The organism is Hymenobacter sp. DG25B (assembly GCF_000801315.1).
Taxonomy (GTDB): Bacteria; Bacteroidota; Bacteroidia; order Cytophagales; family Hymenobacteraceae; genus Hymenobacter.
Genome location: NZ_CP010054.1, coordinates 2,665,479 through 2,678,886, shown reverse-complemented (window position 1 = coordinate 2,678,886; position 13,408 = coordinate 2,665,479). Strand labels below are relative to the sequence as shown.

The 13,408-nt window shown below is 58.1% G+C and carries 10 protein-coding genes and 2 tRNA genes; 5 read left to right on the top strand and 7 right to left on the bottom strand.

Translation table 11 applies throughout. From position 1 onward, the window contains the following. Positions 1–105: 105 nt before the first annotated feature. Together PK28_RS11455 and PK28_RS19050 are read right to left on the bottom strand one after the other, a co-directional pair. Positions 106–1,899: an ABC transporter ATP-binding protein gene (locus PK28_RS11455; protein WP_044513967.1), complete on the bottom strand. Its 1,794-nt coding sequence runs from the start codon at positions 1,897–1,899 to the stop codon at positions 106–108. 58 nt (positions 1,900–1,957) lie between these two features. After that, positions 1,958–3,367: a L,D-transpeptidase scaffold domain-containing protein gene (locus PK28_RS19050; RefSeq protein ID WP_197070406.1), complete on the bottom strand. Its 1,410-nt coding sequence runs from the start codon at positions 3,365–3,367 to the stop codon at positions 1,958–1,960. A 316-nt stretch (positions 3,368–3,683) separates the two neighbouring features. Here PK28_RS19050 and PK28_RS11445 point away from each other — a divergent pair, with 316 nt between their 5' ends. Continuing rightward, a complete protein-coding gene (locus PK28_RS11445; RefSeq protein WP_044513964.1) occupies positions 3,684–5,468 on the top strand; it encodes a glycoside hydrolase family 15 protein in 1,785 nt (594 codons plus the stop codon). A gap of 149 nt (positions 5,469–5,617) precedes the next feature. Here PK28_RS11445 and PK28_RS11440 read toward each other — a convergent pair whose 3' ends face one another. From PK28_RS11440 to PK28_RS11425, 4 genes are all read right to left on the bottom strand, one after another. After that, complete coding sequence (locus tag PK28_RS11440; protein ID WP_044513962.1) at positions 5,618–6,340, bottom strand: M48 family metallopeptidase; 723 nt, start codon at positions 6,338–6,340, stop codon at positions 5,618–5,620. 136 nt (positions 6,341–6,476) lie between these two features. After that, positions 6,477–8,651, bottom strand: coding sequence for a bifunctional alpha,alpha-trehalose-phosphate synthase (UDP-forming)/trehalose-phosphatase (locus PK28_RS11435; protein ID WP_044516913.1), 2,175 nt, complete (start codon positions 8,649–8,651; stop codon positions 6,477–6,479). Between the two features lie 285 nt (positions 8,652–8,936). Next, positions 8,937–9,008 (bottom strand) — tRNA-Glu (locus tag PK28_RS11430). 144 nt (positions 9,009–9,152) lie between these two features. After that, positions 9,153–9,224, bottom strand: a tRNA-Glu gene (locus tag PK28_RS11425). A 315-nt stretch (positions 9,225–9,539) separates the two neighbouring features. Here PK28_RS11425 and gap point away from each other — a divergent pair. The 4 genes from gap to PK28_RS11405 all read left to right on the top strand — a co-directional run bounded on the left by gap (position 9,540) and on the right by PK28_RS11405 (position 12,522). Beyond that, positions 9,540–10,547 (top strand): type I glyceraldehyde-3-phosphate dehydrogenase, encoded by a 1,008-nt coding sequence (gap, locus tag PK28_RS11420; protein ID WP_044513959.1) that lies wholly within the window; start codon positions 9,540–9,542, stop codon positions 10,545–10,547. Between the two features lie 113 nt (positions 10,548–10,660). Further along, positions 10,661–11,539, top strand: coding sequence for a diacylglycerol/lipid kinase family protein (locus tag PK28_RS11415; protein ID WP_044513956.1), 879 nt, complete (start codon positions 10,661–10,663; stop codon positions 11,537–11,539). Positions 11,540–11,592: 53 nt separating this feature from the next. Further along, positions 11,593–11,943, top strand: coding sequence for a translation initiation factor (locus PK28_RS11410; protein WP_044513954.1), 351 nt, complete (start codon positions 11,593–11,595; stop codon positions 11,941–11,943). Between the two features lie 144 nt (positions 11,944–12,087). Continuing rightward, the gene (locus PK28_RS11405; protein ID WP_044513951.1) at positions 12,088–12,522 is read left to right on the top strand and encodes a DUF1622 domain-containing protein; all 435 of its coding nucleotides are present in this window, start codon (positions 12,088–12,090) and stop codon (positions 12,520–12,522) included. Positions 12,523–12,556: 34 nt separating this feature from the next. Here PK28_RS11405 and kdsB read toward each other — a convergent pair whose 3' ends face one another. Continuing rightward, positions 12,557–13,309 (bottom strand): 3-deoxy-manno-octulosonate cytidylyltransferase, encoded by a 753-nt coding sequence (kdsB, locus tag PK28_RS11400; protein WP_044513949.1) that lies wholly within the window; start codon positions 13,307–13,309, stop codon positions 12,557–12,559. Positions 13,310–13,408 lie beyond the last annotated feature (99 nt).

Genomic DNA, 13,408 nt, shown 5'->3' with positions numbered 1-13,408 from the left:
GGGTAAGTCAAGAATCCTGCCGAAATCTTATTTCAACAGGCTTTATAATAAGGAGCTTAACGCCTTGATAAGTTCACTTAGTACAGCCCCGGCCCATCTTCTTTTCTATACTTTTTGCAGCCGGGCGGCGGGCTGCACCGGGGCGGGCCGCTCGCCAATCTGCTGCCGCCACATGGCGTAATACAGACCTTTTTGTGCCAGCAGCTCCTCGTGCCGCCCCTGCTCGGCAACAATGCCGCGCTCCAGCACAAATATGCGGTCAGCGTGCAGAATGGTGCTCAGGCGGTGGGCAATGAGGATGGTGATGTGCTGGCGCGAGCCGGAAAGCTCCCGCACCGTCTGGCTGATTTCTTCCTCCGTGAGGGAATCCAGGGCCGAAGTGGCCTCATCAAATACCAGCAGGGTAGGGTGGCGCAGCAAGGCCCGGGCAATGCTCAGGCGCTGCTTTTCGCCGCCGGATACCTTTACGCCCCCTTCGCCGATGACTGTATCCAGCCCTTGCGGCGCGCGGGCCAGCAGGGAATCGGCGGCGGCCTGGTGCAGGGCGCGCAGGCACTCGGCATCAGTTGCCTGGGGCGCCACAAAGCGCAGGTTTTCCCGAATGGTGCCCGCAAACAGCTGGGTATCCTGGGTTACAAAGCCAATCTGCTCCCGCAGCGCATCCAGGTCCAGTTCCGGCCCGGGAATACCGTTGTAGAGAATGCGCCCGGCCGCCGGCGGATATAACCCCACCAGCAGCTTTACCAGCGTGGTTTTGCCCGAGCCGGAGGGGCCCACAAAGGCAATGGTTTCGCCCAGCTTGGTAGTAAACGTAATGCCATCCAGCGCCGGCGCCGTAGCCGTGAGGTGCTTAAAGTGCACGGCATCAAAAGCCAGCGTTTCAATCTGCTGAATCACCTTGGGGTGTAGGGGCTTCACTTCTTTGGGCGTATCCAGAATCAGCTGGAAGTTAGCCAGGGAAGCCTCCGTTTCGCGGTACACGTTGATGATGCTCCCGATTTCCTGCAGCGGCCCGAAAATGGCAAACGAGTAGATAAAGAAGGAGAAGAACTCGCCTACGGTAATAATCTGCTGCACTACCAGGAACAGGAGCATCAGCAGAATAATGTTGCGCATCAGGTTCACAAACGTGCCCTGCACAAAGGATAAGGAGCGCAGGTAGCGCACTTTCTTGAGCTCCAGCTTCAGAATTTTATCCGTGGTGGCATTCAGGCGCTCGGTTTCCTGCTGGGCCAGCCCCAGACTTTTAATCAGCTCAATATTGCGCAGGCTTTCCGTGGTAGAGCCGGCCAGGGCCGTGGTTTCGGCCACAATAGTTTTCTGAATGACTTTGATGCGCCGGCTCAGCACCAGACTCAGGGAGCCCAGCAGCGGAATGGTCAGAAAATACACTACCGCAATGGGCCAGTACACGCTAATGGCGTACCACACCACGAAAATGATGCCGACCAGGGAAATGAAAAGCACATTCACGAAGCTCTGAATCAGCTTTTCAACATCGGAGCGCACTTTCTGGAGCTTGCCCAGGGTTTCGCCGGAGCGCTGGTCTTCAAACACCTGGTAGGGCAGCTCCAGGGAGTGGCGCAGGCCATCGGAGTAGAGCTGCGCGCCCAGCCGCTGGGTAATAACGTTGACGTAGTAGTCCTGAAAGTTTTTGGCAATGCGCGATACCATGGCCACGCCCATAGCCTTCAGGATCAGAATACCGGCCCCGCCACCTAGAAAGGCCCAGAAGGAGAGGTTGTGCAGCGTACCATTTTGCTTTACCACGTGCCGGTCAATGATTTGCCGGAAAATGTAGGGGTCGAGCAGGGAGAATATCTGGTTGATGGCCGCCAGCAACAGGGCCAGGGCCAGCAGGCCCCAGTATTGCCGGAGGTATCCATAGAGAAGCTTCATGAGGGAGAAAGCGCATTATTGTGCGCGAGGTAAGATACCACCAGCGCCCCGGAATAGTTTAGCGCGGCGGTAACTGCGCGGCCTCCGGCACCACGGCAAAGCAGGCGGCCAGCAGGGGTGCATCCAGCCCATACACATCGGGATAGTGCCGCAGCTGCCCATTAGCAGTGGCCTCGCAGGTGTAGTAGCGCACGTGCACGGGCCAGGCGCGAGGCAGATTAATACGCTGCGTCCAGGTAGCGGCGGCAGCGTGCTCCAGCCGTTTGGCCCGCTCCGGTGCCCCGCTGCGGCGTAGCAGAAACGCGGCCAGCTCTACCGATTGCTCTACCCGCACGCACCCATGGCTAAAGGCCCGCTGCGGCTGGGCAAACAGCTGGCGTGCCGGGGTATCGTGCAGGTAAACGGTGTGCTCGTTGGGCATGTAGTAGGATACATTGCCCAGGGAATTATCCGGGCCGGGCATTTGGCGAATGGTATAGGGGAAGTTTTCGGGCGTAATGGCTTTCCACTTGATGCGGTAGGGGTTCATGGACTGGCCCTGCCGGTTGTAGAGGTGGTACTGGTGCCGGTAGAGGTAACCCGGGTCGCGGCGGAGCTGGGGCAGAATTTCCTGAATGGCAATGCTGGCCGGTACGCGCCATTCCGGCGCCGTCGTGAAAAAGTGCAAGCGGGCATCAAACTGGGGCGTGGGCTGGGCAGGCTTGCCTACCACTACCCGGTGGCTGCGCAGTACCCGTCCTTGCCCTACTACATCCAGCCGGTACGCCGGAATATTCACCAGCAAAAAAGCCGTGTCCGGCGTAGCCTGGGCATTCCAGCGGCACCGCTCCAGGTTAATGGCCACCCTGCGGAATTCGGCTTGCCGGACAGAATCTAAGCTGGTTATTGAGGAAGGGCTGGTCATCTTTATGCGAATTTGCCAGGCGGCCAGCAGGCGTTGGTAAGTTTGCCCGGTTGGCTGGCAGCTTAAAAAAGCCGGGGCAAAATCCGGGGCGGCCAGGGCTTTCTGCAGGTGCTGCGCCGCTTGCCGGGTAGCCACCGAATCATACACCTGGGGTAGCAATGAAGCGGGTTGCAGACGCCCATAGCGCAGGTGCAGGGCAAAGCGCAGCAGCGCATCGGTCAGGCTGAGCTCATAAGCAGCCAGTAGCGGTGCGTGGGCAGCGAGTTCCGTACGTGCCAGCGTATCGGCCAGAGCCTGCAGCCGGGCGCAGTTATACTCCTGCGGGCAGAGGCCATAGCCGGGAGCCGCTGCCAGTATTCGCAGGGCCTGCGTAGCCGTGCCCGACCAGCCAGTATCGGTAGTCCAGACCGGGTGAAAATCCTGCTGCGCATAGAATTGCCGCACCCCCGGGCCGGCGCGCAGTTCCAGGTGCTCAAATGCCAGCGTGGTGTGCGTGCTGGTGGTATCCAGCAACTCCCGGAGGTATTGGCTTTCAGAAACTGTCAGCGCGTGATGTGCAGGCATGCCTGCTGGGGCTGCCAGGCCAGAACGAGTTGGCAGGCACATCATCAAAATTCCCAGTCCCAGGTACAGTAGAAACTGCATCATACGGTAGCATAAAGTGGGGCCATACACCAAAACCTGGTTTAATAAATATAATTAAATATTAGAATAATTTAAAAAGAAACATCTTCTATTTATTCTTTATGCGGTGATTTTCAGCGCCCGGTCAAGCCAATTCCACCTAAAAGACAACCTCAACAGCCGGGCACTAGTACAACCTGAACCGGTTTATAAGCTGGCTTTTGCGGTAAAAGGCAGATTATTACCCTGATACCTTATGGCAAAACATACCTATGATATGGGGCTGATTGGCAACTGCGCCTTTCTGGCCCTTATTCGCAGAGACACTTCAGTGGCCTGGATGTGCTGGCCGCGCTTCGACAGCAGCTTTGTCTTTGGCGACCTGCTGGACACCGACAAAGGCGGCGAGTACAGCGTACTGCCCGTCACTGCCGGAGAGTACCACTCGCGGCAGTATTATCTGCAAAACACCAATGTGCTCTGCACGGAAATTGAAACCGCCGAAGGCCGCTACCGGGTCACGGACTTTGCCCCGCGCTTTCCGCAGTACGAGCGGTACTATAAGCCCCTGATGCTGATTCGGAAGCTGGAACCCCTGGCCGGCTCGCCTCGCGTGCGGGTGCGCTGCAACCCTGTGGGCCATTACGGCGAGACGCAGCTCAACCGCCGGCGCAGCTCCAACCACATTGCCTTTCTGGGGCTGGATGAGGAAATCCGGCTCACCACCGATATTCCGTTGACTTATATTCTGGAAGGCGAGGATTTTGTGCTGAACGAGCCCCGCTACCTGGTGCTCACCTACGGCGCCCCCCTGGAGGCGTCTCTGGAAAGCACCGCCGAGCGGTTCCTGCGCAGCACCATTGAGTACTGGCGCAAATGGGTGAAAAGCACCAGCATCAGCAACTTTCATCAGGAAGCCGTTATCCGTTCGGCCCTGGCCCTTAAGCTGCACCAGTACGAAGACACCGGCGCCATTATAGCGGCCAGCACTACCTCTCTGCCCGAGGCCCCCGGTAGTACCCGCAACTGGGACTACCGCTACTGCTGGATGCGCGACACGTATTACACGCTCACCTCCTTCAATAACATCGGCCACTTTGAGGAGATGGAGCGGTATTTCCACTACATCGCTAACATCTCCACCAAGGTAAAAGACAAGTACCAGCCGCTGTACGGCATCAGCGGGGCCTCCGAGTTAACGGAGCAGGAACTGCCACTGGCCGGGTATCTCGGCAACCAGCCCGTGCGCATTGGCAATGATGCCTATACCCATATTCAGAACGATGTGTACGGGCAGGTGCTGGTGGCCCTGCTGCCGCTGTACGTCGACTGCCGCTTCATTGACCCGGAGCGCACCAACCCAACCCGTCTGGTATACGAGGCCCTGCACCGTATAGAAGCCACCATGGACCAGCCCGATGCCGGCCTCTGGGAGTTCCGGCACATTGCGCAGTACCATTGCTACACGTACCTGTTTCACTGGGCCGGAAGCAACGCCGCCCGCAAAGTGGCCAAAGCCCTGGGCAATGCCGATATGGAAGCGCTGGCAACGGAACTGATGCACAAAGCGGCTGCCAGAATAGAGCAGTGCTATGATGCGGAACGGGGCGTGTACACCAATGCCATCGGCTCGCCGCACCTGGATGCCAGCACCCTGCAGCTGATTATGATGGGCTACCTCGACCCTAACTCCGAGCGGACCCACAAGCATCTGCGCGCCCTGGAAGCCGAGCTGATGACGCCTGAAGGACTGTTCTACCGCTACCGCCACCCCGATGATTTTGGCACCCCCGAGACTACCTTCCTCATTTGCTCCTTTTGGTATGTAGAAACGCTGGCCTGCGTGGGTCGCACCCAGGATGCCATTCGGGAGTTTGAAAAGCTCATCACCTACAGCAACCATCTGGGCCTGCTCAGTGAGGACGTAGATGCCCGCACCGGCTCCCAGTGGGGCAACTTCCCGCAGGCCTATAGCCATGTGGGCCTGGTGAATGCCGCCTACCGCATTGCCAAAAAGCTGGACCAGCCCAATTTCCTGTAGCAATACCTGGAAACGTCATGCAGAGCGCAGCGAAGCTTCACGCCGATTCGCTGCGCTCTGCATGACAATATTATTGCGGCTTCCCCACGCGGCGGTATACGTTGGCTGTACTTAGCCGGACGGTTTTCTAACTCTGAAAAGTGTTCCGGTCAGCACGCATCCGCGCCGGGGTTGTTGCGGAGATGCACCCGGTTCAGCTCTGCTTTGTGCTGGCGCCAGTCGGGCATAAACGCATCCATCAAACCCCAGAAACGGGCGTTGTGGTAGCGCTCATGCAGGTGCGTGAGCTCATGCACCACCACGTATTCCAGGCAGGGCAGGGGGCGCTTGATGAGCTCCAGGTTCAGCCAGATGCGCTTTGCCTGAATGTTGCAGGTGCCCCAGCGGGTTTTCATTTTCTTAATGGCCCACGCGCTGGCCTGCGCGCCCACTACCGGCTGCCACTTTCCCAGCAGCGTCGGGAGCTGCTCCCGCAGGCGCTGGCGGTACCAGCCAGCCAGCACCAGGGCGCGTTGTTCCGGGGTGCTATCCGGCCGCACATACAAGTCCAGAAACTGCTGATCCTGCAGCACCACCCGCGCCGGGCCGGTGCTGGGGTGCACGCGCAACTCATATGCCTGGCCCTGGTAAGCATGCCGCTCGCCCGATACGTAGGCGAGCTGCCGGGGCTGCTCGCGGGCGGCAAAGTTGGTCTGGTGCTTCTGAATCCAGGCGCGGCGGGCCGTTACCAGCTCCCGAATAGCGGCTTCCGGGGTGCGTAGCGGCACCGATATCCGCACGCGGCCATCGGGCATATGCACGCTCAGCCGCAGGGTCCTGATATTCTTGCGCACCACTTCCACCTGCAAGTCATCTATCTGAAGTTGGGGCATGCGTATTTAGGGCCTGATAAAAGCCGCAAGCTACGGCAAACCCCGCTACGATGAAAAAGCAAACCCTGCACCAGGGTACGAAAAGAGCCGGGTACCCACGTGAGTAGGTACCCGGCTCTTTCTGTGTTTTACCAGCTTACAGCAACGTACGCAGCAGCCTTCTGACGTCTACGGCTCCCTGGATATGGTATCGGGCCAGGGAACGGACGCCGGCGCCTACTTTAATAGTATAGGCTTCCGGCGGCAGGGCCCGGAACGTGTCCTCATCGGTGCGGTCGTCGCCGATGGCCAGGGTGAAGTCGGGCTGTTCAGCGGTTAGCCAGCGGGCCGCGGCCGAGCCTTTGTTGATGCCGGCGGTTTTGATTTCCACCACCTTGTTGCCTTCCAGCACCTGCAGGTCGGTGTTGGTGGTCATGAAAGACAGGTGGCTGAGCAGCTCCCGGGCGCGCATGGCCCCCAGGTCGGCATCGGCACGGCGGAAGTGCCACACCAGGGAGTAATCCTTGTCTTCGATAAAAGAGCCGGCCGTGCGGTTTACATATAGCTCCAGAATAGGTCTTATCTCCCGTTTCCAGTCGTTGCGCAGGGCCTGAAACAGGTTCCAGTCCTCGCCGGCGCGGCGCAGCCATACGCCATGCTCGGCAATAAAATCAAGCGGTAAATGTCCCAGCCATTTCTCCAGGGTGGTTCGGTCGCGGCCGCTGATGATGACCACGCGGTTCTGCGGGTTGTCGGTGAGGGCGCGCAGCAGCAGGCGCAGCTCCTGGTCGGGTTGGGCGCGCTGCGGGTCGGGGTGGAAGGGAGCCAGCGTGCCATCATAGTCCAGCAGCAGCAGCCGATGGTTGGCCGCCAGGTAATCCTCCTGCAGACGGCCCAGCACGGAAGCATCCAGCATTTCGGTGGCCAGCGTGTTCTGCTTGATTTTGCTGTAAGTCAGCCGGCCCATAAAGAGCTTGGTCCAGGCAAATACATTATACTGCCGCACCAGATCCTGCATGGCCGTCATCCGCTGAATCTGCTCATCCTCAGGCATTACCAGCGCATCGTGCATAGACTCAGCCAGCTGCCCCATATCCGTGGGGTTAATAATAAGCGCATCAGACAGCTCCCGGGCGGCACCGGCCCGCTCGCTTAGAATAAGCACCCCGCGCTGGTTGGCTTTGCTGGCAATAAATTCCTTGGCCACCAGGTTCATGCCGTCGCGCATGGGCGTTACCAGCGCCACCTCGGCCAGTCGGTAGAGCGAGGCCAGCTCTTCCAGGGGAAACGAGCGGTAGAAGTAGTGAATGGGGTTCCAGGTAATGGTGCGGTACTGGGCATTAATGCGGCCCACCAGCTCATCAATTTCTTCTTTCAGGGAGGCATATTGCGGCACCTGGTCACGGGAGGGTACCACCACCATAATCAGGCTTACCTGCTCACGCCACTCGGGGTAGCGCTGCAGCAGCAGCTCAAAGGCGCGCAGGCGCTGGGCAATGCCCTTGGTGTAATCCAGCCGGTCAATAGAGAGAATGACGCGCACCTCCTTTAGCGCTTCGCGGTAAGCGTCTTCGTGCTGCTCGGCGGCTTTAGAGGCGGCGGCGCGGGCATAGCGGTTATAATCAATGCCCATGGGGAAGGCATCTACCAGCACGGCCCGGGTTGGGGTTTCAATCTGCCCGTTCTGGGAGGGATACCCCAGCAGCTGTGACACCGCGCTGAGGAAATGGCGCATGTAGCCAAACGTGTGAAAGCCAATCAAGTCGGCTCCCAGCATACCCTGCAACAGCTCCTTACGCCAGGGCAACACCCGGATCAGCTCATAGGAGGGGAAGGGGATATGCAGGAAGAAGCCAATGGTGGCCTCGGGGCGGGCGCGCCGCAGCATTTCCGGCAGCAGGAGCAGCTGGTAGTCGTGCACCCAGATGGTATCGTGGGGGCCGGCCTGCTCCAGCACGGCCTGACAGAATTTCTCATTCACGGCCACATAGGCGTCCCAGTGCTGTTGCTCGTAGGTGGCGTATTGGGCAAAATAGTGGAAGGTAGGCCAGAGCGTGGAGTTACTGAAGCCTTCGTAGAAGTCCTTGATTTCTCCCTCCGTCAGGAATACGGGTACCATGCTGTCAGGTCGCAATTGCTCCTGCACGTATGCTTCTTCGGTCTCATTGTCCACTACCAATCCGGGCCAGCCTACCCACACATTGCCGTCACGCTTATAAATGGACCCTAGCCCGGTGGCCAGGCCACCTTCACTGGGCTGGAACGTCAGGTCATCTTCGGTGCGCTGTACTTTGGTGGGTAAGCGGTTAGATACAATAATGGTTCTGGACATACGCTGTTGAAATTGGTAATCCATAAAGGGTACGAAGGAAAGGCCTCAGCAGCCGAAAAAACTTTAACCCTTTCTCCACAGTCCTACGTACAACCCTGATTTTTTTGTGGATAGGTAGCAAAAAAATAATATTTGTTCGGCTGATCAGGCATCTTTTTCTGATGCTATGCGGGAACCGTTAGGGCAGTATAAGGCCCGCCAGCACTTAAATAAGAATAACAGCACTAAAAGCAAAAAGGCCAGCCACCTGCAAGAGGTAGCTGGCCTTTTAAAAACGACGGGGAGTAGTCCGTAGGGGAATCGAACCCCTGTTGGTAGAATGAAAATCTACTGTCCTAACCCCTAGACGAACGGACCAGATAAGGTGATGTTTCCGTCGTTTCAAGTAAAAACCGGGAAAACGAATCCGCCGGTTGCGGGCTGTATTTCCGGTTTGGATAAAAAAGCCGCCCTGGGATAAACCAGCGCGGCTTTTAAACCAATGCCAAAGCGGAAGGCGAGTAGTCCGTAGGGGAATCGAACCCCTGTTGGTAGAATGAAAATCTACTGTCCTAACCCCTAGACGAACGGACCAGATACTGAGGCCATTTCCGATTTGGTGCTGCAAAGATAGAAGACGAATCTTTGAGCGCAATAGCCTGCTGCAAGAAAAATGATGTTTCAGCAGAAAAACGGCTGATTCTCAGCGTGGAATTTTTCAAAACCGGCCAGCTCATCCGTTGTTTCAAGCCCGGCAGAGGTGGGAAAGCGTTACTGGAAGCGAAAATTCGCCTGCCATTTTAGACATGGTGCGCAAATGATTTGGCGAAGTTACCGGGGCCCTGTACCTTCGCTCCGCGTTTGCATCAGGCCCCGTGGCGGGGCCGTTAACCCCTTTCCCTTTATACCATGGCAAAAATCAAAGTCGCCATTAACGGTTTCGGCCGCATTGGCCGCCTGACGTTTAAGTCGCTGCTGGGCCGAGACAACGTAGAAGTTGTGGCCATTAATGACCTGACCGACAACAAGACGCTGGCGCATCTGCTGAAGTATGACTCCGTACACGGCCGCTTCGATGGCACTGTGGCCTACGACGAGGAAAGCCTGACCGTGAACGGCCAGCGCATTGCGGCCCTGGCCGAGCGTGACCCCAAGCTGCTCCCCTGGGGCGAAATGGGCGTTGATGTAGTGCTGGAGTCTACCGGCCGCTTCGTAGACGAAGCCGGTGCTGGTCAGCACATCACCGCTGGTGCCAAAAAAGTAGTTATTTCCGCTCCCGCTACCGGTAACATTCCTACCGTAGTGCTGGGCGTAAACGAGGACATTCTCACCGGCGACGAAACCATCATTTCGAACGCCAGCTGCACCACCAACTGCCTGGCCCCCATGGCCAAGGTGCTGGACGAGGTGTTCGGCATCGAGAAAGGCTACATCACCACCGTGCACGCCTACACCTCTGACCAAAATCTGCAGGACGCACCGCACAAAGACCTGCGCCGTGCCCGCGCTGCTGCCTATAGCATTATCCCCACCAGCACCGGTGCTGCCAAGGCCGTAGGCCTGGTACTGCCCACCCTGAAGGGCAAGCTGGATGGTTTGGCCATGCGCGTACCCGTGCCGGACGGCTCCATGACCGACCTGACCGTAGTGCTGAAGAAAGAAGCCACCAAAGAGCAGATTAACGCTGCGCTGAAGTCGGCCTCGGAAGGCGCTATGAAAGGCATCATTGAGTACACCACGGACCCCATCGTAAGCATCGACATCGTGGGCAACCCCCACAGCTGCATCTTCGATTCGGAGCTGACCTCGGCCAGCGGCACGCTGGCGAAGGTGATTGGCTGGTACGACAACGAAACCGGCTACAGCACCCGCACCGCCGACCTGATCCAGAAGCTGGGTGTGGCCATGACCAAGTAAGCAGTTCTGCTTCTTCATTACCCGGAAAGCCTGCCCGTTTGGGCGGGCTTTCTTATGTTTGAGGCGGAGCGCTGCCTGGTTTTTACTTTCCCGTGGCCTGTCCACCCTTACTCATGTCTGCCAAGCTGCGCATCTGCTTTATTCTGAACCCTGCTTCCGGTACCAACCGCCGCCAGGACATACCGGCCCTGCTGGCGCGCTACCTCAACCCGGCGGCGGTGGAGTATGAAGTACTACACACCGAATATGCCGGCCACGCCGTGCAGCTGGCCCGCCAGGCAGCCCACAGCGGCTGCCGCATTGTGGTAGCCGTGGGCGGTGATGGCACCGTGAACGAAGTAGGGCGCGGCCTGCTGGGTACGCCAGCCGCGCTGGGGATTCTGCCGCGCGGTTCCGGCAACGGTCTGGCCCGCCACCTGCACATACCGCTGGGGCTGCGGGCGGCAATTGAGCGCCTGAATGAGCCCGATTTTCAGCGCATGGATGTGGGCCGCATCAATGGGCGGGAATTTTTCTGCACGGCAGGTTTGGGGTTTGATGCCCACGTAAGCAAATGCTTTGCGGTGGCCGGCACGCGCGGGCTCTCCACCTACGTGCAGGTAGCGCTGCGCGAGTATCGCCGCTTCCGGCCGGTGCCGGTGCAGGTGCACTTCAACGAAAAAGTGCTTTCCACCGACTGCTACGTGCTGGCCTTTGCCAACGCCGCCCAGTATGGCAACAACGCCTACATAGCCCCGCTGGCCGATATCCGGGACGGGCTGCTGGATTTGTGTCTGATTGATGCCTTGCCGCTGCTGCGGGCCGTGCGTGTGGGCCTGGGCCTCGCCCTCGGCGACCTGCCTACCTCCGGGGCCGCCGCCTTCCATACTTCCAATAAGGTGCGCGTAATCGCCGCCGCTCCGCTGGGCTTCCACGTAGATGGCGACTATGTGGGCGAAAACACCGAATTTGAAGTAGAGCTACTGCCTTTGGCCCTGGAAGTAGCTGTTTAACACGAACGTAATTGTTGCTGCCATTAAGCGGCAACTCTCAGAAATCATTACCGATGAAAAACGACAAAAACCGGCGCGAAAGGGACGGCATCGTCTACTCCACCAGCTCCGACTTTGAGTACCAGTACAACCAGGAAGAGGAAGCCACCACGCTGCCCCCGCAGCAGCAGAACCTGCGCGTGCAGCTGGATAAAAAGTCCCGGGGCGGCAAGCAGGTTACCTTAATTACCGGCTTCATCGGGAAAGACGAGGATTTGCAGACCTTAGCCAAACTGCTCAAGACCAAGTGCGGCGTAGGCGGCAATGCCAAAGACGGCGAAATCCTGATTCAGGGCGACTTCCGGGAGAAGATCATGGCCGTGCTCACCGATTTGCGCTATAAGGTGAAAAAAATTGGTGGGTGATTTCACCCAATAGCATCAGCGCGTTTCTCCGTAATGAAAAGCGCTACTGGGCTTAGAATAGCTGTGCAGGTTGGAAAACCGTAGGTGAATTTGGCGGGTAGGATAATCTAAACGCTGCTACTTCACCTACTAACTCAAACCACTATGCTGCTACTGGAGCCCGTTACCGTTCATACGCTCGCCGAGAATTGGGTACTTAATGCCGTACAGTGGCTGAAGCTGAGTATTGAAACGATTGGGGCCTTCATTATTGGCCTGGGTATTCTGGTAGCGGGGCGGCTGTTTGTGGTGGCACTTTGGCAGCGGCGCACCGCCAATTTTACGGCCATAAGGCTGGTGCTGGCCCGGTATCTGGCCTTGGCGCTGGAGTTTCAGTTAGGCGCCGATATTCTTTCCACGGCCATTGCCCCAACCTGGGAGCAAATAGGCAAGCTGGGAGCTATAGCCGTTATTCGTACCGCCCTCAACTTCTTTCTCTCCAAGGAAATGAAGGATGAGCGCCATATCACGGCCGAGAAGCACGTGACCAACAAGGCCGGGCTTGCTATAGAAGAAGGCCAGCAAGAAGAGGAGAAGTAGCTCCCTCTCCGCAGTTCCTGCAGCAGGTAAGTTGCTAGGAAGATAGCTGCGCCAGATACTGCCGTGCCCGCTCCACATCTTCCGGCGTATCAATGCCAATGGTTTCTACTTCGGTTTCGGCAGTCTGAATGCGGTAGCCGTGTTCCAGCCACCGCAGCTGCTCCAGACTTTCAGCCAGCTCCAGGGCCGACGGCGGAAGTTGGGTTAAGGCGTCCAGCACGGCCGGGCGGTAGGCATACAAGCCAATATGCCGGAAGTACAGATGATGCGCCAACCACGCTTCCTGCGCCTGCTGGCGCTGGTAGGGCAAGGGGTGCCGGCTAAAATACAGGGCCTCGCCGGCGGTATTGCGCACCACTTTGGGCAGGTGGGGGCTAAACAGCTCTTCGTCCGTCAGAATGGGTTTTACCAGCGTGGCAATCTGCGTAGCCCCATTCTCAAATAAAGCCAGCAGGGCATTTATCTGGCCGGGCTGAATAAAAGGCTCATCGCCCTGAATATTCACAATGCAATCGGCGGGTTGACCCAGCTGTAGGTAGGCTTCAAAAACCCGGTCGGTGCCGCTGGGGTGGGCGGGGGAGGTCATCACGGCTTCGCCGCCAAAATCCAGCACGTGGCGCAGAATCCGCTCATCATCCGTGGCCACCACCACCCGGCGCAGCTGGGCCTGCCGGGCCTGCTCCACCACCCGCTGAATCATGGATTTGCCGCCCAGGTCTACCAGCGGCTTAGCGGGCAAACGGGTAGAGGCATAGCGGGCGGGAATTATTCCAATGGCATTCAGCATATACAAAGAAGCATGGCGTGGCGGGGGGCATAAAGGTAAAAGAACCGGCCCGCAGATCAGCACTTCTAAAAAAGGGCTTTGAGGTAGTTATTTCATCGA